This window comes from Bacteroidota bacterium, assembly GCA_008933805.1.
Classification (GTDB): domain Bacteria; phylum Bacteroidota; class Bacteroidia; order UBA8524; family UBA8524; genus SB11.
In genome coordinates, this window is the sequence record WBUH01000012.1 from 129,636 (window position 1) to 151,430 (window position 21,795).

Sequence of the window (21,795 nt, forward strand, 5' to 3'; positions counted from 1 at the left end):
CTATTCCCATACCGGCATCCGACATCACACATCTAACATCAAAAAAATCACTCCCCCAAATTCAACTCCCGCCCGAAGGTGCCGCCCGTTTCCATCATCCAAGCCACGCCTAAGTGAGCAATGATACCTCCCACAATACTTTTAGTTTCGTAGGCGATAACCCCTAAAATTAATCCTCCGCCAAAAGAACTAAGGGTTTCACCCAACGGTTTGCCAAAGTGTATAAATACATAAAAGGCTACCATTGGCAGTACACAACCCCGTCCTACATATTTAGCAAAAGCAAGTATCAAAAAGCCGCGGAAAAAGAACTCAGTCATTACAAAATCAAACCCGTAGCAGGTTTCAAACAAAAACACCTTTAAAACACCCATCGTAGTGCTAAACCCTTCGGGAATGATACGTTGGTACACGGGGTACATATCCAGGAAATCGTTCTGGAAGCTGGCCCAGGTAATCAACGGTATCATAAAAAGCAGCATCCACAGGTAGGGCTTCAAATCCACCCCTTTAATTTTGAAACCGTACAATGTCATTTCCTTTCGGTTTACAAACCACCAATAAAACAGCACAGGTATAAAAATTAGCAGACCTTGGGCAATTTGGTTAAAGGTGCGTTGAGCGTAGTAAAAATTTTCGGGCGAGGTATAATTCTGCACCCAAATGCGGTAGCCAAACCATCCGCTGCGGAAACTATACACAATCAATGCAAAAAACAGCAGCCCTAAAAAGCCACGGTTTTTAAGCAAATCGTACCGTTTATAAAAAACAATGTATAATAGGTAGCTACCCACAAACGGAATGCCGTACATAATGGCGCTTGCCAACACATATTTGGGGGAGTTTCCGTAATAAATATGCACGTAGTTTTTCTCGATATCATAGGTATATTCAACATATACCCCTACGGCCACCAATAAAGCTACACAGATAAAATAAGCAGGTTTTACCTCCTCTTTAAAGTAACTTTGTAAATATTTCCATATCTTCTTCATACGCTGCGCGGGCAAATATGCGACTTTTCAACAAACAATGTTTTGCCCTCATTGTAATTTAATTTTGAAGTCGTGTTGAGTCCATAGTCGGCGGTCAACAGTCCACGGTTAAAATACAGTTGACTGTTGACAGCCGTCCGTTGACTTGATAGACAACCTTAAATAGCAAATCGCTCCCATGTTCCTAATATTTGATACCGAAACCACCGGCCTTCCCCGTGATAAAAACGCCCCGCTTACCGATTTTAGTAATTGGCCCCGTGCCATACAAATTGCGTGGCAGTTGCACGATGATAAAGGCTATTTGATAGAAGCCAAAAGTCATCTTATCATCCCCGAAGGGTTTGACGTGCCTTACGAGGCTTTTAAAATACACGGTATATCTACTGAAAAAGCTACAAATGACGGTATCCCGCTAAACGACGTATTGCGTGAGTTTGAAGAGGCGGTAGATAAAAGCACCTATTTGGTAGGCCACAACATTGAGTTTGATATCAACGTGATGGGCTGCGAGTTTTTGCGCAAGGGTTTTGCTGAAAAACTTACCCAAAAGAAAGTAATAGACACGGTTACCGAAACGATTGAGTATTGTGCCATACCGGGCGGCAGGGGAGGTTTTAAATACCCCAAACTTGAAGAGCTGCACCAAAAGCTGTTTGGACACGGGTTCGACAGTGCCCACAACGCCATTGCCGACGTTGAAGTATCTGCACGCAGCTTTTTTAAACTGCTGGAGTTGGGGGTGATACGCCGCGACGGTGTGCGGGTAGCCACCGACATCATGGTGCATTTGGAGGATGTGAAAGGCAGCATTTTGGCTCAACTGGGTAATTTTGAAGACAGCCACGAGAAGCCGGCAACCCCGTCCAAACCAATTATACTCGCAGGGGAGCATAACCTGCACGATGTTTATTTTGCCCACTTGCACGTACACAGCCAGTTTAGCGTATTGCAAGCCACCAGCGAGATAAAGCAACTGGTGAAAAAAGCAGTGGAAGACAAACAGCCTGCCATTGCTGTTACCGATTTGGGTAATATGTACAGTGCGTTTGATTTTGTGGGAACGGCCATTAAAAACGGTATCAAGCCCATTGTGGGCTGTGAGTTGTATTTGGCTCGCGACCACAGGGATAAGACGACCAAAGACCACAGTATTACGCAAGTATTGCTGGCCAAAAACAAAGACGGTTATACCAATCTTGCTAAACTTAGCTCTATTGGTTTTAAAGACGGGTTTTACTATGTACCCCGTATAGATAAAGACGTACTGAAACAGTACAAAGAAAACCTGATAGCCCTTTCGGGTTCCCTAACGGGCGAGATACCCTACCTGATACTGAACGTGGGTACCAAACAGGCCGAAGAGGCTGTGAAATGGTGGCACGGTGAGTTTGGGGATGATTTTTACATTGAGTTGAACCGTCACCATTTAGACGAGGAAAACCACGTGAACCAAGTGTTACTTGAGTTTGCAGCCAAGTACAACATCAAATACATTGCGGCCAACAACACGTATTACAACGAAAAAGCCGGCGCTGAAGCGCACGATATTTTATTGTGTGTGAAAGAAGGGGAGCTGAAAAGTACCCCCGTTGGTCGTGGCCGTGGTTTCCGTTGGGGGATGCCCAACGATGAGTTTTACCTGAAAACGCAGGAAGAAATGAAGCAACTGTTTGCCGATATTCCTGAGGCCATTACCAACATACAAGAGGTTGTGGATAAGGTAGAACAGTTTGAATTGAGCCGTAAACCCCTGCTTCCTGCTTTTGAAATTCCCAAAGAGTTTGAAAATCAGGATGATTACCTGCGCCACCTTACCTATGAGGGAGCAAAGAAGCGTTATGATGAAATAACCGACGAAATACGCGAACGCCTTGATTTTGAGTTGGATATTATCAAAAAAACGGGGTATCCCGGTTACTTTTTGATTGTACAAGACTTTACCAGCCAGGCACGTAAAATGGGCGTATGGGTAGGTCCGGGGCGTGGTTCTGCGGCGGGTTCTGCGGTAGCCTATTGTATCGGTATTACTAACCTTGACCCGATTGCCTACGGCCTGCTGTTTGAGCGTTTCTTGAACCCCGATCGTGTATCGATGCCTGATATTGATATTGACTTTGATGACGTAGGTCGTGATAGTGTAATTAAATGGGTAGTAGATAAATACGGACAAGGTCAGGTAGCCCAGATTATTACCTACGGCACAATGGCCGCCAAGTCATCCATCCGCGATACGGCAAGGGTACTGGATTTACCGTTGGCCGATGCCGACCGTTTGGCCAAGCTGATGCCTGCGTCAGACTTGCGCAAGGTGATATTCTCATCAGACAAAGAATTAAAAGATCTTTTATCAGGCGACGATTTCAATAATGCAATGGAATTGCGCCGCATTGCCGACGGAACCGACCTTGCTGCCCAAACGTTGAAGCAGGCGGCCGTTTTAGAAGGTTCAGTGCGTAATACGGGCATACACGCCTGCGGGGTAATTATTGCTCCCGACGACCTAACCAAGTACGTACCCGTTACCACAGGCAAGGACAGCGAGTTACTGGTTACCCAGTTTGATAACAGCGTGGTAGAATCGGCGGGTTTGCTTAAGATGGACTTTTTGGGGTTGAAAACCCTTACCATTCTTAAAGATGCCATGCAACTGGTTCGCGAGCGTCACGGCGTGGATATTAACCCCGACGAAATCTCACTAACCGACCTTAAAACCTACGAACTATTGCAACGCGGTGAAACCGTAGGGGTGTTTCAGTTTGAAAGTGACGGGATGCAGAAATACCTGCGCGACCTGAAACCTGATAAGTTTGGCGATTTGATTGCCATGAACGCCTTGTACCGTCCGGGTCCCATGCAGTACATTCCTAACTATGTACGTCGTAAGCACGGGCTTGAAGAAGTGGTAATTCCTTATCCTGTAATGGAGGAGGATTTGCGCGAAACCTATGGTATTACGGTGTATCAGGAGCAGGTAATGCTTTTGGCGCAAAAAATGGCTGGCTTTACCAAAGGCGAGGCCGATACCCTGCGAAAAGCGATGGGTAAGAAGCAGATAGAAACCATGTTGAAGATGAAAGAAAAATTCATCAACGGTGCTAAAGAGCGCGGCATGGACGAAACTGTTTTGGCCAAAATTTGGGAAGATTGGGAAGCATTTGCCCAATACGCGTTCAACAAATCACACGCGGCTTGTTACGCCATTGTGGCGTTTCATACCGCCTTTATGAAGGCCAACTATCCTGCCGAATTTATGGCAGCTACGCTGAACAGCCTGAATAACATTGACGATATTACCTTTTACATGGAAGAATGCCAACGCATGAAACTAAGTGTGTTGGGTCCCGATGTAAACGAAAGTAAGCTCCGTTTTTCGGTAAACAACAAGGGTGAGATACGCTTTGGTTTGTCAGCTATTAAAGGTGTGGGCGAGGTAGCAGCGGTTGAACTGATTAACGAGCGCGAAGCCAACGGACGCTATAAAAGCATTTTTGAGCTAACCAAACGCAGCAACTTAAAATCAGTAAACAAACGGGTGCTTGAATCGCTGGCAAAGGCGGGAGCTTTTGACGGTTTTGACAATACCCACCGTGCCCAGTATTTCCATAAGTTGGACGGTGAAGACAGTAACATTCTTGAAAAAGCTATAAAATACGGTGCCAATGCACAGGCCAACGATGCGGCTTCGCAGGCTTCGTTGTTTGGGGCGGGCAGCGCCATTACGCTTTCAGAGCCAAAAATACCCCAGTGCGAGCCTTGGGGCTTGTTTGAAAAGCTGGAGCAGGAAAAGGAAGTGGTGGGTATGTACCTTACCGGGCACCCGCTGGACGATTACCGCTTTGAAATGGAATACCTGTGCAAAAACCGCGTGAGTGAACTGAACGACCTTGATAAATTAAAGGGTCGCGATGTATTTATCGGTGGGATTGTGAGCGGTGCGCAGGAACGCATGACCAAAACGGGCAAACCGTGGGGTAGCTTTACGCTGAACGACCTTAGCGGCTCGTATGAGATACGGGTGTTTGGCCCTCAATACATGGATTTTAAAAACTATTTCCAAAACGGATACTTTTTGTTTATCCGCGGTAAGGCACAAACCCGCGAATGGCCTAAGGACAGCACCGAGGTGGAGTTTAAAATCACCAAAGTAGAGTTGCTGGCCGATATTAAAGAAAAAATGATACGCTCTATTGTGCTGAACCTTGATGTGCGTAATATTGGTGATGAGCTGGTAACAGGTTTACAGCAATTTGTACACAAAGAAAAAGGCGCGCAACTGTGCATTAACGTATTTGATACCGAAAAAGGAATGCGTGTGAATTTGTTTAGCAAGCAATATCGCGTAACCCCCGATAAAGATTGGCTGCGATTTGTAAAGAAAAACGACATACCGATGGATGTGCGTATGAACTAAGGAGGACTGATGTTAGATGTGTGATGCCGGATGTCAGGGTGAAGCTTGTGTCATCCTGAACTTGTTTCAGGATCTTTTCGTATTAATTAAAAGATTTTGGGATTGCAAATTTGAGATTTGAAATTGCCGAAATGCTTAGATTGATGCAAGTGCGCAGGCCGTCATTCCAGCGAAGGCTAGAATCTGTGGGAAGGGTTTTATTTAAAGCGTACGCTCAGATGTTTAGGCTACAAGTGTGAGGCCAGTCAGCCTGTGGAGTGGGTAAACTTTACAGTTTAATTACCCATTGTATACCAAAAATTCGTCTTAAAACTGTCATCATAAAGAAACTATTAATTAAAGGATAATTAATAAACCTTTCTGAGTCATATTCAATAACGTTTTTGAGAATTTTCCCTAAGTATGGGTGTTGATAAGCTATTTCAATGATTTTTTTGCTACTTTCAATTATAAAATCTCTATTGCTTACGTCAAATTCATTCTGATTTCTCCTCATTGCTTCTAATTCATTTTTTAAGTTTATTTTTTCAATTTCTCTTGGGTCACTGCAGGCGATAGAATGATTACCAGCAGATAAATATGTGTTTTTGTAATGCCCATTTAATTGGTTACATTTTTGGAAATTTGAGAACTCAATAATTTGATTATTTCTATGTTTGTCAATTAAATCATCCCAAAGGTGAATCGCGGGAGATGCATACAATACTAAAACGCTATTTCCTAACTCATTATGTATCTTTACCAGCGTGTCATGTTGCTCTTTATAAATATCATATCTGTAATAGGGGGTATTCCAATGACGCCATTCCTTTCCATTTCTTTTTTTAATGTACTCTGGCCTTTTATATTGAAATAAAATATTAGCTTGTATTTGGTGCAAACTATCTAATTCGATGTTTAAAATCCTTTCAAATTCACGTGAAGAAATTCCTGAATAAGGGTTTAAAATATTAAAATGATGCCATAAAATAGGATTTGACGATAACGCCGCAGAGTCGAAACCTAGCAATCCCTCCATAGCCTGCCCAATTGGAAAATAAACATCTGATAAAGCAGCTAGTTCAGTATTGAAATAGCTTTCATACATCTTTTCTTCAAATTGAGCAATCATTTGATAAATTATTAATTATATATATTCCGTAATAGCAATTTCAAATATAAAAGATTTAATATCAAAAACATATTAGGAGTTTGCTTTACCTTTTAAACATTTAATAAAGGAAGCGTCTCATAACAATTGTGTCAGCCGTCAACATGTGTTATATGGTTTTTCACCCACTGGCGAAAGTGTCCTACTTTTACCATGTATTTTTGTATCGTTTGCTATGATTAAAGTTATTTTCCCCTCCGCACAGCTTCTCAATCAAGTTGAGAATTACGCCAGCCACACAGCAATCCGTTTTTACACCTCCCTTAGTCCCTCCTTTACAACCCACCGCCTACCCAAGGAGGGAAACCGCCACACCGGCTCGCCAATTTCAAATTCGCAGATTACTTTTATTAACGGTCGTCTGTAAATGGCTTGTGTGCAGGCTCCCCTCCTTGTGTTGGGTTGCGTAAGGAAAAGGAGGGGGCGGGGGTGGTCGAAAACCCTACTGGTGCAGGCGTGCCGCTTGTGCCTTATATTTAGTAACGTTTATTATGATTAAAGTTGTTTTCCCTCCGCACAGATTCTCAATCAAGTTGAGAATGACGCCAGCCGCACCCTTCGGCAGGTTTGGGAGGCAACTGCACGTTTGCTCGACTATCGTCATTGCGCGGAGGCCGTCTTCGGCTGACAAAGCAATCCGTTTGAACACCTCCCTTAATCACTCCTTACCCTTCACGCTTGCCTTACAGCACCCTTCGGCAAGCTCAGGGAAGCAACCGCACATTTGCTCGTCTATCGTCATCCTATGTTTGAGAAGTAATTAAAGGATTATCTATCTTTAGTTATTAATTGCAGAAGAATGGGTAAAGAACAAGACTCTTCTCGTCATTGGTTATTAAACCGTTCGCAATGTTAGTCCCTTTACCCCCTGCTTTATTATCTTGGACAGTTCAGTAGGCTATGAGCCTGAATGAAGGATTGATAAGAAACAAAGCAGCATTCTTCCGCAACATTTACAGTTCAATAACAAAGTTATGAAAACTATCAAACAGTATGTTGGGGTAGATATATCCAAAGACTACTTTGATGTAGCCCTACCTAGAGAAATCAGCTATCAGCATCATCAGTTTGCTAATACCCCCAAAGAGTTTAAAGAGTTGATCAGACTCTTACCTTCCGATGCTTTAGTAGTGATGGAAGCCAGTGGTTACTATTACTTACAGTTGGCCTTCTTTCTTCACAAGGAAGGGATACAGGTTAGCGTAGTGAACCCACTTGTTATCCGCAGGTTTTGTCAGATGCGGATGGTGCGTGCAAAAACAGACAAGAAAGACGCCCAAATGATAACCGAATATGGGAAAGCAGAGCAACCTGATACTTGGGAACCTCCAAAAGCCTATATGTTGGAGTTAAAACAAATGCAGGCAGTAACCAATCAACTCAAAAAACAACAAAGTGCCTTACAGCGTCAGAAAGAAGCGTTGGAATGTTGTCCTGTTAGGAGTCAGGCAGCCTTGCGAAGCATAGACGCTTCACTACAAACCAATAGTGATGAGCAAGAGCAACTGGAGAAAGAAATGCTGGGGTTGATACAGGAGTATCATAGGCAAATACATCAAAACCTTCAAACCATACCCGGAATAGGAAAAAAGGCAGCTCTTTTGTTGATAGCCCTTAGTAATGGTTTTACAAAGTTCAAAACAGCCAAACAGCTATGTTCGTATTTAGGGGTTTGTCCACGTATTTATGAATCAGGGAAAAGCGTCAGGGGGAAAGCCAAAATAACCAAAATGGGAGCGAGTAGCATCAGGGCAATATTATACCTGTGTTCATGGTCGGCGGTAAAGTATAACAAAGCCTGTAAAGAACTTTATGAAAGGTTAGTGGAGAAAGGAAAACCAAAAATGGTAGCCCTCATAGCTGTGGTGAATAAACTAGTAAGACAAGCTTTTGCTATCGCTACAAAAGAAATAATTTACAAAGAAATATAACTTTTTACTTGTTTTTTAACACAGTTCATTGCGAAAAACCGCTTTTGGGTTTTGAAGCAATCCGTTTGTATGTATGGTCAGGGATTGCTTCGGGAGACCTCGCAATGACGGGAAGCCCTTTTCCGCTTTGCTAACACATTTGTAATAAGGTTCTTCTCTTCGGTCATAATGACAAGTTTTTTGATAATTAATTGTAAAAAAACAAAAGTTGGTACAGCTTTTTGGGCGTATTAACGGTCTTATTAGTAAAAGCCTTATTTTTACTGACCTATGCAACACCTATACCGTTTATATGCCTTGCTGCTGTTTTGCATGGCAAGCACCTTTGCAAGTGCTCAGTGGCAACGGATGAAAGGCCCCGTACCCGATTTTTACGGTCCGGCGGGCACCGTTACTTGCATTGCCACCAATGATACCCTTGTGTGGATAGGTACTGCAAACAGCGGTGTTTTCAGGGCATCTAACCAGCCTTTTTCACCGTGGGAAGCCACCAACAACGGGGTAAATACTTTTACCGTTTATTCGCTTAGTTACCACAACGGTTTGCTGGTTGCCACTACGTTGCGGGGTGTGTATAAATCAACCGACAAAGGCAACAGTTGGACGGCTATTAACAAAGGTTTGCCCATTGAAAAACCCATCACCTCTTTTGCCTCAGCCAACGGAGTATTGATGGCTGCAACGGCAAGTTACGGTGTATTTCGCTCAACCGACGACGGTTTGAACTGGGACAAAGCCAATAACGGGATGCTGGACAATAACATACTGGATTTGGAAACCGATGGCACAAGGTTTTGGGCGTTGACCTACAATGCGGGGTTGTTTAAATCGGACGATGGTGGGCAAAGCTGGCAAAACGTGAGTATTGCAGGCAGTTGCAGTCAATGCGCTCAATTAGAAATTATAGACAGTACCCTGTTTTTGGCAGGTGGAAATATTTGGATGTCGAGAAATAACGGCACTAACTGGACGGTTGACACTACGGTGAAAAATATTACCGGAATAACGGCTCATAAAGGGATGCTGATAGCCTACAATACCTACCGATTGTACGAGAGTTTTGATACGGGAAGAACTTGGATGCTGGATTGGGAATTTAATATCGATTCTTCAATGACGGTGAATGCAGTACTTAGTACCCCTGCGGCTATTAAGTTTGCAGGCACTCAAAAACACGGGCTGCTTAGAGGAAGTATTGCCGCCGTTACATGGAAGCCCATGAACAATGAATTGCTTACTGCTACCATTACCAATCTTGAAGAGCAAAACGGGTTTGTGTACACAACGGCGTTTGGTAAGCTGTTTAGAACTCAAAAATCAACTGACAATTGGTTAGAAGTAGGCAATGTGGGTTGGCCTATTATCAACTGTTTTACTACTTATCCTGATAGGCTGATTGTGGGCACTGATACCGGCGGAGTTTATATAGCAGGCAATAACCTTTTGTGGGAACCATCAAACAATGGGTTGGGCAATAAAAGTATTTTACGGTTGTTAAAAATAGGCAATCAGTTGTTTGCTCTTACCAAAGGCGGTATCTACCGCAGCCCCAACCGCGGGGAAGTATGGGTGAAGTATGCTGATAACATTACTCCGTATGATTATACCGATTTGTATTTTGATAACGGTATTGTGTATGCAGGTACAACAGGCGGTATTTATTCATCAGATAATGACGGGTTTTCGTTTACCATTGTAAACCCTGCCAATATCCCGCGGCGCGAAGTATTTTTTATCCGCAGGGTAAACGGCACGTTGTGGTTGAAAATCGGGATTGATACCCATATTTCTGACGATGGTTTAGTGTGGCCCCGCCATTATTACTTGGGCGGAGTAACGTTTGCCAATTCGTTGTCGCTCACAAAAAACCGTATGTATGCCTCAACCACATCAGGATTTATGTTCAGGGATACCAACTCGATGCAATGGAATTACATTAAAAACATTGAAGGATTGGTGGTAAACGTATTCCATCAAAGCGATTCGTTTTTGTTTGCGGGTTCAGGTGCGGGTGTATGGCGATTGCCCATTGAAAGCGTGGTTACTTCGGTATCAAACCAACAACAAAAATCGTTGGCGGTTTATCCCAACCCTGCAAAAGAATCCATTACTATAGGCAACGGCAGCGAGTATGACCGCGTTACCATATACAACAGTGAGGGACGTGAGGTATTATCAGTCCAAAATACTAATGTGTTGGTTTTGCAGGCATTGCCCGCAGGACTTTACATTATTCAGGCGGTGGATACTAAAGGGAGTTATACCCAAAAGTTTGTAAAAGAATAAAAGGTTATTTTTTTACCCGAACTACCAATATACCAATCTTACTATCCAGCCCCATTACAGGGTTGATAATGGTGTAACCTAAGTTATCGTGGGATTGAGTAATTTGTCTATCAGTGCCTAATACGGCAGGGTTGGTGATTGCTGTGCCCTCGTCTTTTTTATTGGTAGATTTAATAATCTTTTGAGTAGTTGGGTCAGCAAGATCAGCCTGTTCGATACTGTTTTCTTTCACAAAACTATTCAGCAGTTGGTCAATGTTTTCCATGTTACCCCGCATCAACTCACCACGGACCGCCCACCCGAATGCTTTCACTGAAAGTTGCACGTTTGCAAGCGCAACGCTGTCTATCTTCCGGTTATACATTTCAATCAGTCTAACGGTTTCGGCCTCGTGCTCACGGGTGATACTTTTAATTTTGAAACTTCCCCATAAATACATTCCGCCTAAAGCAAGCAAAAGAAAAATTGTCAGAAAGTTTTTTTTCAAAAACCTTGAAAAAAAGTTAGAAGATTTGTTTTCAGTAGAATGAGTTTCCATACGCAAGTCAAATGTAGATACAAAGATACGCGGCGAAAAATCAATATAGGCTCCCTAATGGCACAAAAAGGGATTTTTGCTACACAAAGTTGGAATATTAACTCCTTGGTAAGAAATTTGCCCATCTTTGCCAAAAATAAAATAGAAGTTGTTTAGGACATGAGTACTGAAAATACCGAACACGTAGAATGCCTTATCATAGGTTCAGGCCCCGCAGGTTATACAGCGGCTATATATGCTGCCCGTGCTGATATGAAACCCGTAATGTATGAAGGAATGCAGCCCGGCGGCCAGCTTACCATTACTACCGAGGTTGAAAATTACCCCGGTTTCCCAACGGGTGTTGAAGGCCCGCACATGATGGAGTTGTTTAAGCAACAAGCCACACGTTTGGGTGCTGATATTCGTTTTGGTATGGCTACTTCGGTTGATTTTTCGGTATATCCCCGCAAAGTGGTGGTGGATAATAACAAAACCATCTTGGCTGAAAGCGTGATTATTGCTACGGGTGCATCGGCCAAATGGTTGGGATTGCCCAGCGAAGAACATCTTAAAAACATGGGTGGCGGTGTGAGTGCTTGTGCTGTTTGCGACGGGTTTTTCTACCGTGGAAAAGACGTAGTGATAGTTGGAGCAGGTGATACTGCTTGCGAAGAAGCCAGTTACCTAGCCAAAATATGTAAGAAAGTATATATGTTGGTGCGTAAAGACCATTTCCGTGCCAGCAAAGCCATGCAACACCGCGTAATGAATACGCCCAACATTGAGGTGTTGTTTAATACTGAAACCGAAGAGATTGTGGGTCAACAAGTAGTTGAAGCTGCCATTGTGGTAAACAATGTTACAGGAGAAAAACGCGAACTGAAAATTGACGGCTTTTTTGTGGCCATCGGACACACCCCTAACACCGATATATTCAAAGATTTTATTGACTTAGACGAGCAAGGTTATATTAAAACCGTGCCCGGCAGCACCCGCACCAATATTGAAGGTGTTTTTGCCTGCGGCGATGCTCAAGATAAAGTATACCGACAAGCCATAACTGCAGCTGGAACAGGCTGTATGGCTGCCCTTGATGCTGAGCGCTATCTTGGAGCTAAAAAGGCCTTAGAAATGATGGAAGCCTAAGCGGTTGGTTATCGGTGATTAGTTATTAGGGTTCCCTGATAACGAAAACCGTAACTGATACTACTGAATAGGATAGCCTTATATTTGTACTCTTTATGACTACCAACAAATACAAAGAAATAACAAGGGTAACCACCCACGTGTTGCAGGAGATGAAGGAGAGGGGTGAGAAAATAAGTATGCTCACGGCTTACGATTACAGCATGGCAAAAATTTTTGATGAAGCAAAAATTGATGTATTGTTGGTAGGTGATTCAGCATCAAACGTAATGGCAGGACACATGACTACCTTGCCTATTACCCTCGACCAAATGATATACCATGCGGCGTCGGTGGTTAGAGCTGTGTTTCGTGCGTTGGTAGTAGTTGATTTACCCTTTGGTTCTTACCAAGGTAATAGCAAAGAAGCATTAAACAGTGCCATCCGTATTATGAAAGAGGCGGGTGCCCATGCTATTAAGTTAGAGGGTGGAGAAGAGATTTTGGAGTCAGTAAGGCGTATTCTTTCAGCGGGTGTACCTGTAATGGGTCACTTGGGTTTAACCCCGCAATCCATTTACAAATTCGGAACGTTTGAAGTACGTGCAAAAGAAGAAGCCGAAGCGGCTAAATTGGTTCAAGATGCCAACTTGCTTGCTGAGGCGGGATGCTTTGCCATAGTGCTTGAAAAAATCCCTGCAAAACTTGCACAAAAGGTAGCTCAAAGCGTTAAAGTACCCATTATCGGTATTGGTGCAGGCCCTCATGTTGACGGGCAGGTATTGGTAAGCCATGATATGTTGGGCATTACCCGCGAGTTCAGTCCCCGTTTTCTACGCCGTTATATGACTTTGTACGACGATATTAAAGTAGCCACAGAGCGTTATATCGAGGATATTAAGTTGGGTGATTTCCCCAACGATAAAGAAAGCTACTAAGCGTATAAAAAATGAACGGCTTGGTTGTATAAGCAATCCGTTTTATCGTATAAAGTATTGAACAAGTATAAAAGCCCCACGCAGTGGGGCTTTTTGTTTAAACCCCCGTTTGTAGCATACCGTTTGGGTATTAAAACTATACCCGAATGAAAAAAACAATTACTCTTACAATAGTGCTGATGCTGTGTGTGGTATTCGGCAAATCACAAACACTTTCTAAAGTTGGCAGCGGCATAGCCGGCGTGTATATTAATGATGTAATAACCATGGGTGGTAAACTGTATGCCGGTGGTTATTTTACCCCCGGCGGGGTTGCCAAAGACCACGTATATAATTTTAGTGGCAGCGGGTGGAATTCAATGAAGGGCGGTGTATCAGGCATTACTTTTCCGTTTATAACAGCATTTCAACAATACAATAACCTGCTTTTTGTGTGTGGCGGCTTTACACAAGCGGGTGGGTTTACCACTAAAGATATAGCTATTTGGGATGGTTATACTTGGGTTGACCCCAAAGGCGGGGTAGAGTCGGCTTGTAGTTTTGAAGTGTACAACAACCAGTTATACGTGGGTACACGAACGATATTGAGCAACGGTGGTACAAAGGCCTTTTTGTGGCGATGGACGGGTACCGGTTGGGAAAATCTTGCGGATAGTTTTGTGGTAGAACCTACTGCAAATTTTGATTTGCAGGGCATACAGGCCATGAAAGTATACAATGGCAAGCTGGTAGTGGCAGGGCTGTTTAAATCGGTGAACGGGTTGGAAGTGAATAATATTGCGGCATGGAACGGCGCACAATGGGAAACACTGGGTAGCGGGACGAACGGGCAAGTATTTGCTTTAGAGGTGTGGGGTGATACGTTGTTTGCCGGGGGGCGGTTTAGTAATGCAGGCGGACAGCTAACCGAAAATATGGCCAAATGGCACAATGGCGGCTGGCAAGGTTTAAAAGCAGCGGTTGACCAACGTATTACTGCTTTTGAAGTATATAACGGTAAGTTGTGGGTGGGCGGTGATTTTTTTACCCCAAACCGTGGAATATTGACATATAAAGGGGGTGTGTTTTCAACTCCGTTTACACCTGATGACGGGGTAGGTGCTTTTTGTGTAGACGGGAACAGCTTAATTATCGGGGGTAATTTTTCAGCAATCGACGGGCAAAACTTCTCCTTAATTGCAAGGTATACCGAACCGGGATTGAGTGTTGAAACTGAAAACGAGTTTTCAGTTACGGCATATCCTAACCCTGTAAGCGAACAATTATATTTTAAAATACCTGATGACGAGCCCGTCCAAATAACCATTTATGATAATTTGGGCAAAATAGTAATGCAAGGCGCTTACATGCCCATGCAAGGAATAGCGGTAAATGAGCTTCCACAGGGACATTATTATGCAGCGGTACAGCAAAAAAACACACTTAGTTATACGAGCTTCATCAAACAATAAACCAATATTTTAAGTGCCGGGCCGTATTGAAACTCTGTTTTGATGCGGCCTTACTAATTTTTATACAAATACCAATTATGAGTAAGCAGCTTTTGTAATCCTTCCAACATCTGTATATAAAAGGAGGGGATTGATTATGAAGGCACTACTATTACTTGGAGTATTTTTCCTATCAAAATTATTATGTTCTCAAAACCTCATTAATTACGGCCAAACAAATACAGCAGGTATTTACGGCACACTCAGCAACCCGGCATTAGCAGCCGGCAGTACCGATTATTTAAGTATTAACCTTGCCGGCGCAGGGCTCACACTCGAAAACAACTTAATCCATTCAAAGTTAAAGTACTCGTTGTACCAAATTGTAACCTTACAACACAAACGCGACCAACAACCCCATCACTCGCCCCCCTATTTTGAGGAGGCACCCAAAAAGAGAACAACTCCTTCGTTTTACCTGAACACACAGGTATTATTACCGTCGGTTAAATTCAATATCACACCAAAAGTAGCTGCATTTGTGTATGCCCGTGAGCGGGTTACGGGTAATGTGGTTGAGGTGGCCAGTAATATTATGCCTGTTTTTACAGACAGGAAATCGCCGTATGTACCCAAGGGTACTGATTATAAAACCGATATACGCGTACTGGGTTACCGCGAGGTTGCCGCAGGTCTTTCAATGGTAGTATATGACAGGCGGGAGGCTCGGGTAAAAATAGGCGTTACCGTCAAACAAATTACTGCTCGCTTTGCATACGTGTTAAATGTAGCGCAGTTTGAGGCCAATGTTACAACTAATGAGGTGAGCATACTCTCTCGTTATCGCATTATAAATACCGATATAAACAGCTTGGCTCAGAAACCTGAGGCGTTTGTTTTGGGTACCGTATCGGCAGGTACGGGAATGGGACTTGATGCAGGTATCGTGTATGAACACCGTCCGTATAGATTACGCAACCGTTATACGGTGTTGAACCCCAAGGGCAGGAATAAAAATTTCAGACAAAGGGATTTGATAAAATACGATTACCGTATTGGTGTGTCTCTGCTGGATTGGGGAAAGGTGGAACTATCAAGCAAAAATACCCAAGACAGGGTGCTTGAAGCACAATCTACCCTTGATTTGCGAAGAGCACCAACCCCTGAGGAATACGAAAGGGAGTTAAAGAAAAACGAACGGGTACTTTCTGAACAAAAAAATACGGCATTAAACCTGCCGGCGGTATTAATGCTTACAGGCGATTACAGAATAAACCGGCAATGGTTTATTAATATCAGCTATGCCCAAAACTTACGCAGTACCAAAAAGGCGGAGAATTTTTATGCGCCCACAGCATTTAATGCGTTGCTGCGAAAAGAAATGGAGCATATAACCTGCGGAATACCATTGCGTGTTGTTCCCCGCACCAGTACTGTTACCATAGGTGGTTTTATACAGGCAGGGCCGTTTTTTGCGGGCACCGATAATATTTTTACTTTTTTTAACCGCAGGATGTACAACCCCTCGGTATATGCGGGGTTGTGTTATACCATTAAGTACAGAAAAGACCCTACGATAGAAACGTTTAAAAATTTCGGGCAGTTTTAATAAAAAATAACCCCGCCCAAAGTATCACAAAGGGGCGGGGTGTTTGCAATTGATAGGGTAGGTATTTATAGTAGTTTTAACTGGCCGGGACGTTGGAAAGAGGTAATATCAAGCTCAGGAAAAATTCTGTCGCCCAAAAACTTTCGTTTGGCCACAGTGTGCATTTGCGCAATGCTTTCGGCCACATTACCGTCGCCGCGCATACGGGTACCAAAACGGCTGTCGTTTAGTTTACCTGCGTGGCATTGTTTAATCAGTTTCAAAACTTTGTTTGCCCTGTCGGGAAAGTTTTTCTGCACCCAATCGGTAAAAAGCGGAGCTATAATTCCGTTTAGGCGCACAATGGTATAGCCCGCGCCCAAAGCACCTGCGTTGGCAGCTTCTTCAATAAGGGTAGGTATTTCAGCACTGTTTAGCCCCGGTATTATGGGTGCCGTCATTACCCCAACGGGCACGCCTGCTTCGGTAAGTTTTTCAATCATCCGCAGGCGTTGCTTGCCCGTAACCGTTCGGGGTTCCATAGCTTGGCGCAAGGGCTCGTTCAGGGTGGTAAGGCTTACATGCACATTTACCAGCCGTTGTTTGGCCATTTCGGCCAGTATATCAGTATCTCTAAGTACTAATGCGTTTTTGGTAATAATCCCCACAGGGTTTTTGTATCTCAGGCATATTTCAAGCATTTGCCGGGTTAGTTTGTATTTCCGTTCGGCAGGCTGGTAGCAATCGGTATTGCCGCTCAGCATAATCACATCAGGTCGCCAGTTAGGGTTTTCAAACGTTTGTTGCAGCAGGGCAGGAGCGTGAGGCTTCACCATTATTTTGGTTTCAAAATCAATCCCGCCTGAAAATCCCCAGTACTCGTGTGCATTGCGCGCATAGCAATAAATACAGCCGTGTTCGCAGCCTTGGTACGGATTTACCGAATACATTGCAGGCGTATCGGGGCTTTCGGGTTTGTTCACAATCTTTTTAGGGTACTCGTGAAAAAACTCGGTTACGTGTTGTGTGGGTAAATCTTCGTCCAATCCCTCATAATGCTCTTGCACCAATTGCGATGAAAGGTATTTATTGGCCGTGTTGATTTGTGCTCCACGTCCGTGATGGTAATTGTTTATTTTTTCATCATACATTTGTTTATAATATAAACTTTATAGACAATACTCCGCAATTTTTTTATGATTTGTGGACAAGTAGTATTACAATAAGATTGTTAGTGATTGATTATCAATAGGTAATTTTTAGAAAGACAGAAGTGCTGATAGTTAGCAGGATTGAAATTCTGCTCTGTAGAAATTGCAATGCGAAGCGGGACTTAAGTCCCGCTTCGCATTGTAATTTTATAAAGGATGGATTTTAATCCGTCGAACAGAAGATTTATAAGGCAGCAAACAAACGTTCTACTTTTTCTTTTTTAAGAATTTTTTGGCCGGTTTCGCCCGTAGCAATAATACGTTCACCCACGCGGGCCGTGTATTTGCAAACCACTTCGTTTTTCTCAATTTTCACCACTTCGGCTTCAAAAACCACTTCGCTGCCCACCAACGCAGGCGAGTGGTGCATTACCGTTAAAAACGTCCCGATACCTTCTTCATCGGCCTCTTTCATTTCTAACACAAATAATCGGCAAGCCCATTCTGCATCTTTGCCAAGTGCAAAGGTGGCATACACGGGGTGCACCTGCCCACTGTCAAACGTTGCAGTTTCATTAGCGGTTACAGTTTTTGTGTAGTACTTCTTAGCTCCAGCGGCAAAAGGGTTAATCATAATAATAAGGTTGCAGCACAAATGTATAAAAGCGCGTTTAAACATGAGGGCGCAATCGGGAATAAATCCTTACATGGTTTAAAAAACGGTAGGTTTATTTGGAACGAGCCACCACACAAATGGCGGGCTTTATGCCCGTCGGGTTGGCAGGAATAAAACCTTCCGCTAATAACCTAGCTCCTTAATATTATCAATAGCGTCAGGTTTCATGCCCGATGCATCAATAGGCTTGATGGGCATCGTGGCGAAGTTTTTCAGAAAGTTCTTTACCCAAATACCTGTCAACCAACGCATGAATTACATACAATAGCGGCGTTATTAATAAGGCAACAACAAACTTATAAATGTAGTTATTGGTACCTATTGCAGCTACTTTCCCAAGACTCCAATCGCCACCGATATAAAAGGCAATAAATAGCACTATGTAACTATCTATCAGTTGCGATACTAAAGTCGACCCCGTACTGCGCACCCACAAGGCTTTTTCGCCCGTGCGTTTCTTTAAAAAGTGGAACACGGAAACATCCACCAACTGACCAATCATAAAAGCACTCAGTGAGCCAACAATAATATTCATTCCCTGCCCGAATATTTGTGCAAAGGCGGTTTGCATATTTACCACCGTACCGTCAACCAGTTTTTGCTCAATCCACCACGATGCAGGTGTTAGGTGTATCACCCCGTAAATAATCAAAAATGCATACCCTATCAGTGCTGCTGCAATGTAGCTAAAGGTACGAACGCCGCGTTTGCCAAAGTACTCATTAATAATATCCGTCATAATAAATACAAAAGGCCAGGGCAGTACCCCTGCGGTCAAATCCATGTTTAGGGTATAGCCCAGCAGGTTAATACCAAAAGGTTTGATGCCTAAAGTGCCTTCTAATGAAAATATTTTAACGCCTATAAACTCTGCCAATAAAGCGTTGCATATAAAAAACGAACCCAAAATAAGAAACAACAAGGTGCGTTTACGGTGTTCTAATTCTTGCATAGTTTGGTTTTAGTAACTCAATGATAGGGATTTTTGTATAATTATATTTGCTTAACAACATCAATCTACATTTATCGTCTTACATTCATATCATATATGAAAAATCTCATCATAGCAGCGTTGCTTTTTATTAGCACGGGCAGTTTTGCCCAAACTTCAGGTATTTTTCCCGATAGTATTGCCTATTGGCGTGAAGGTGGCATGGGGGGAGATATTGACGGTGGCTCACTTTATTTTAGCGATTATGTGATGCAAGGAGATACAGTTGTTAACGGTCAATCTTGCAAAAATCTTTACTGCAATAGGGTGGCCTATAAAAATTATAAAGGACATTATTCAACACATTCTTCACAGCCCTTTGTATTCAACGATAAATTTGGATATATCAATAAAATAGGTGTTTTGAGGAAAGAAGGCTCAAAGCTGTTTGTGCGTTTTGAATCTACACTAACCGATAACAGGGTATTATTGATTGAAGATTCTATTTTAAAATCGGGTAAAGAGTATTTGGTGTTTGATAATAATTGGAAAAGGGGAGATACTATATTTAGTGAGCATTACAAACCCGGTAACGTTAAGTATTTGGTGGTAAAAAATCAGATGAAGGTTTTGAGGCCGTCTGTTTCTGCCGATAGTCTTGAAGTACTTACTTTTTATGGAAAAGAACCTGCGGGATTGGTTTCTGATATTTTCGACAGCACCCTTTTTATTAAGGGCATGGGGTTTAATTCTTCATTCTTTTTTAGGTTAATGAATTTTGATACAGCTTCTGTTGTAAATTCAGTAGCAGGGGGTATTAGGGGTGTTACTCCGTTTTGCGGGAATGGAAACTTAAGATATTACAGAAATGAATTTAGCGGTGAAATGTTTGATTGTGCAACAATCCCTACTAAAATATCTGTTGGAATAAGAGATATAAAAACGGTTAGTATTGGCGGTTATCCCAATCCTGTGATTGATAACATTACTTTTTCAGGGATAGAGGGGAATATAAACACCGTATGGGTGCAGAATACGTTGGGGCAGGACAATACGGCTGCATATACTGTGGATAATGGAAATTTAACGGTTTTGGCTGATGGCTTGGCAGAAGGGGTTTATTTAATACGGATAGAAACCGACAAAACCACCTACCTTTGCAAAATTAGTAAACAATAATTTTGAACGTTCCATTTCCGATTCTTTACGAAGACAATCACCTGATAGCTATTAACAAGCAGGCAGGTCAATTAGTGCAGGCAGATAAAACAGGCGACGAAGCCCTGCCCGACCAAATAAAAGCATACATAAAAGATAAGTACAATAAACCCGGTGATGTTTTTTTGGGGGTGATACACCGTATAGACAGGCCTGTATCAGGCGTGTGTTTGTTTGCGCGTACCAGCAAAGCACTGGAACGTATGAACGAAAAGTTTAGGGAACGTGATTTAAGTAAAACCTATTGGGCTATTTTAAAGCAAAAACCCCACAACGAGAAGGGGAAACTGATACATTGGTTGGTGAAAGACCACGACCAAAACCGCACTAAAGCGCATTTGCGTGAGGTACCGGGCAGCAAACGTGCCGAACTTGATTTTGAATTGATTGGTGAACGTGCTGGGTATTTTTTGTTAAAAGTAACCCCGCTTACAGGTCGTCCCCACCAAATAAGGGTGCAGCTTTCAACCGCTATAGGCCCTATTGTTGGCGATTTGAAATACGGATACCCCGAGGCCAACTCTGACGGTAGCATTTGTTTGCACGCCCGCGAGTTAACTTTTATGCACCCTGTGCAAAAAGTGCCTGTAAAAATAACCGCAGCAGCCCCCAAGCTGGATATTTGGAAGTTGTTTTAACAAAAAAAGCCCCCTTACTATATAAGGTAGGCTTTAGGCTTAGGGAAATATTACAAACTCAAAAGAAACGCTGTTTAACAAATTGAAACAGCGGTATCATACTACAAGGTACTTAGCCTTTTAGAGCTTTCAAAATAATATATACTAACCCGAGTTATGGGGCTATAAAAGCTGTTTAGTTGCACCTAACTCTTATTTAAGCATATTCGTAACAAATAAAAAGGGCTACCATTTGGCAGCCCTTTTATATTTTTTAATCAGTAACGGATTATTTTCCTGAAAACTCAGCTACCATAATACCTTGTGTAATGGCTTTGCTTTGTGTAGGGTTTGCGGTGTTATACACTTTGCAGGTAAACTTAATTACAGCTTTTACCTTAGGTGCAGCAGGTGTTCCTGTCGATGCAGATTGAGTAATCTCAAAAGTGCTGCCTGTTTGTGAACCGGCTGTGGTGCTCCAAACGCCACCCATTGCAGTACGCAAGGTTATTTCTGCAATTTTAGCGGTGTATGTAAGGTTGCCCGGTGCAAACAAAGCCAAGAAGTTAGCTTCTGCGGGGGTGCTGGCATTAGGATATTTAAGTGTACCCACAGTAGCAAAAATGCCCGACATATCTAGTGTATTTAACAAACCGCCGGCATAAGATGCCGTAGTGCTGTCAGGTCCCAGTGTACTATCTTTACCTGTAGCAGCCATAGTTGAGCCACCACCTGCTGTGTAGGTTTCAAGGCTACCGTCAACTAAGCCCCAGAATTGGATGGTTGAAGCTGTGGTTAAATTGGGTTGTACGGGGCCGCCGCCAC

At 43.0% G+C, this 21,795-nt stretch carries 15 protein-coding genes; 9 read left to right on the forward strand and 6 right to left on the reverse strand.

The genetic code is table 11. The features are described from left to right. Positions 1-47: 47 nt before the first annotated feature. Positions 48-995 carry a CPBP family intramembrane metalloprotease gene (locus F9K23_12895; protein KAB2915014.1) on the reverse strand — a complete coding sequence of 316 codons (948 nt, stop codon included), beginning with the start codon at positions 993-995 and terminating at the stop codon, positions 48-50. A gap of 178 nt (positions 996-1,173) precedes the next feature. On the opposite strand from F9K23_12895, the gene dnaE reads away from it, so the two are divergent. After that, positions 1,174-5,409, forward strand: coding sequence for a DNA polymerase III subunit alpha (gene dnaE, locus F9K23_12900; protein ID KAB2915015.1), 4,236 nt, complete (start codon positions 1,174-1,176; stop codon positions 5,407-5,409). A gap of 268 nt (positions 5,410-5,677) precedes the next feature. Here the strand turns inward: dnaE and F9K23_12905 are convergent, their stop codons facing one another. Continuing rightward, on the reverse strand, positions 5,678-6,520 hold the full coding sequence (locus F9K23_12905) for a hypothetical protein (GenBank protein KAB2915016.1): 843 nt from the start codon (positions 6,518-6,520) through the stop codon (positions 5,678-5,680). Between the two features lie 1,013 nt (positions 6,521-7,533). On the opposite strand from F9K23_12905, the gene F9K23_12910 reads away from it, so the two are divergent. Both F9K23_12910 and F9K23_12915 read left to right on the forward strand, forming a co-directional pair. Then, complete coding sequence (locus F9K23_12910; GenBank protein ID KAB2915017.1) at positions 7,534-8,490, forward strand: IS110 family transposase; 957 nt, start codon at positions 7,534-7,536, stop codon at positions 8,488-8,490. Between the two features lie 270 nt (positions 8,491-8,760). After that, positions 8,761-10,776, forward strand: a complete 2,016-nt coding sequence (locus tag F9K23_12915; protein ID KAB2915018.1) for a T9SS type A sorting domain-containing protein — start codon at positions 8,761-8,763, stop codon at positions 10,774-10,776. A gap of 4 nt (positions 10,777-10,780) precedes the next feature. Here F9K23_12915 and F9K23_12920 read toward each other — a convergent pair whose 3' ends face one another. Next, positions 10,781-11,314: a hypothetical protein gene (locus tag F9K23_12920; GenBank protein ID KAB2915019.1), complete on the reverse strand. Its 534-nt coding sequence runs from the start codon at positions 11,312-11,314 to the stop codon at positions 10,781-10,783. 159 nt (positions 11,315-11,473) lie between these two features. Here F9K23_12920 and trxB point away from each other — a divergent pair, with 159 nt between their 5' ends. From trxB to F9K23_12940, 4 genes are all read left to right on the forward strand, one after another. Continuing rightward, entirely contained in the window at positions 11,474-12,442 is a 969-nt protein-coding gene (gene trxB / locus F9K23_12925) for a thioredoxin-disulfide reductase (protein KAB2915020.1), read from the forward strand. Positions 12,443-12,537: 95 nt separating this feature from the next. After that, positions 12,538-13,359, forward strand: coding sequence for a 3-methyl-2-oxobutanoate hydroxymethyltransferase (gene panB, locus F9K23_12930; GenBank protein KAB2915021.1), 822 nt, complete (start codon positions 12,538-12,540; stop codon positions 13,357-13,359). Between the two features lie 146 nt (positions 13,360-13,505). Next, a complete protein-coding gene (locus F9K23_12935; protein KAB2915022.1) occupies positions 13,506-14,810 on the forward strand; it encodes a T9SS type A sorting domain-containing protein in 1,305 nt (434 codons plus the stop codon). A gap of 136 nt (positions 14,811-14,946) precedes the next feature. Continuing rightward, positions 14,947-16,398 carry a hypothetical protein gene (locus tag F9K23_12940; protein KAB2915023.1) on the forward strand — a complete coding sequence of 484 codons (1,452 nt, stop codon included), beginning with the start codon at positions 14,947-14,949 and terminating at the stop codon, positions 16,396-16,398. Between the two features lie 65 nt (positions 16,399-16,463). Here the strand turns inward: F9K23_12940 and F9K23_12945 are convergent, their stop codons facing one another. The 3 genes from F9K23_12945 to F9K23_12955 form a co-directional block, all read right to left on the reverse strand. Further along, entirely contained in the window at positions 16,464-17,513 is a 1,050-nt protein-coding gene (locus F9K23_12945) for a PA0069 family radical SAM protein (GenBank protein KAB2915034.1), read from the reverse strand. A gap of 259 nt (positions 17,514-17,772) precedes the next feature. Further along, the gene (locus tag F9K23_12950) at positions 17,773-18,162 is read right to left on the reverse strand and encodes a hypothetical protein (protein KAB2915024.1); all 390 of its coding nucleotides are present in this window, start codon (positions 18,160-18,162) and stop codon (positions 17,773-17,775) included. A 220-nt stretch (positions 18,163-18,382) separates the two neighbouring features. Then, entirely contained in the window at positions 18,383-19,156 is a 774-nt protein-coding gene (locus F9K23_12955; protein ID KAB2915025.1) for a queuosine precursor transporter, read from the reverse strand. 96 nt (positions 19,157-19,252) lie between these two features. Between F9K23_12955 and F9K23_12960 the strand changes: the two genes are divergently transcribed. Then, positions 19,253-20,314 carry a T9SS type A sorting domain-containing protein gene (locus tag F9K23_12960; GenBank protein ID KAB2915026.1) on the forward strand — a complete coding sequence of 354 codons (1,062 nt, stop codon included), beginning with the start codon at positions 19,253-19,255 and terminating at the stop codon, positions 20,312-20,314. Continuing rightward, positions 20,314-20,991 carry an RluA family pseudouridine synthase gene (locus F9K23_12965; GenBank protein KAB2915027.1) on the forward strand — a complete coding sequence of 226 codons (678 nt, stop codon included), beginning with the start codon at positions 20,314-20,316 and terminating at the stop codon, positions 20,989-20,991. The genes F9K23_12960 and F9K23_12965 overlap by 1 nt, the downstream gene beginning before the upstream one ends. Positions 20,992-21,795: the final 804 nt, after the last annotated feature.

Bases quoted from the DNA above. Each gene is read 5' to 3' on its own strand.
- F9K23_12920 (KAB2915019.1), bottom strand. From the start codon at position 11,314: ATGGAAACTCATTCTACTGAAAACAAATCTTCTAACTTTTTTTCAAGG.
- F9K23_12955 (KAB2915025.1), bottom strand. From the start codon at position 19,156: ATGCAAGAATTAGAACACCGTAAACGCACCTTGTTGTTTCTTATTTTG.
- F9K23_12940 (KAB2915023.1), top strand. From the start codon at position 14,947: ATGAAGGCACTACTATTACTTGGAGTATTTTTCCTATCAAAATTATTA.
- F9K23_12950 (KAB2915024.1), bottom strand. From the start codon at position 18,162: ATGATTAACCCTTTTGCCGCTGGAGCTAAGAAGTACTACACAAAAACT.
- F9K23_12960 (KAB2915026.1), top strand. From the start codon at position 19,253: ATGAAAAATCTCATCATAGCAGCGTTGCTTTTTATTAGCACGGGCAGT.
- F9K23_12910 (KAB2915017.1), top strand. From the start codon at position 7,534: ATGAAAACTATCAAACAGTATGTTGGGGTAGATATATCCAAAGACTAC.
- F9K23_12895 (KAB2915014.1), bottom strand. From the start codon at position 995: ATGAAGAAGATATGGAAATATTTACAAAGTTACTTTAAAGAGGAGGTA.
- F9K23_12915 (KAB2915018.1), top strand. From the start codon at position 8,761: ATGCAACACCTATACCGTTTATATGCCTTGCTGCTGTTTTGCATGGCA.
- trxB (KAB2915020.1), top strand. From the start codon at position 11,474: ATGAGTACTGAAAATACCGAACACGTAGAATGCCTTATCATAGGTTCA.
- F9K23_12905 (KAB2915016.1), bottom strand. From the start codon at position 6,520: ATGATTGCTCAATTTGAAGAAAAGATGTATGAAAGCTATTTCAATACT.
- F9K23_12935 (KAB2915022.1), top strand. From the start codon at position 13,506: ATGAAAAAAACAATTACTCTTACAATAGTGCTGATGCTGTGTGTGGTA.
- dnaE (KAB2915015.1), top strand. From the start codon at position 1,174: ATGTTCCTAATATTTGATACCGAAACCACCGGCCTTCCCCGTGATAAA.
- panB (KAB2915021.1), top strand. From the start codon at position 12,538: ATGACTACCAACAAATACAAAGAAATAACAAGGGTAACCACCCACGTG.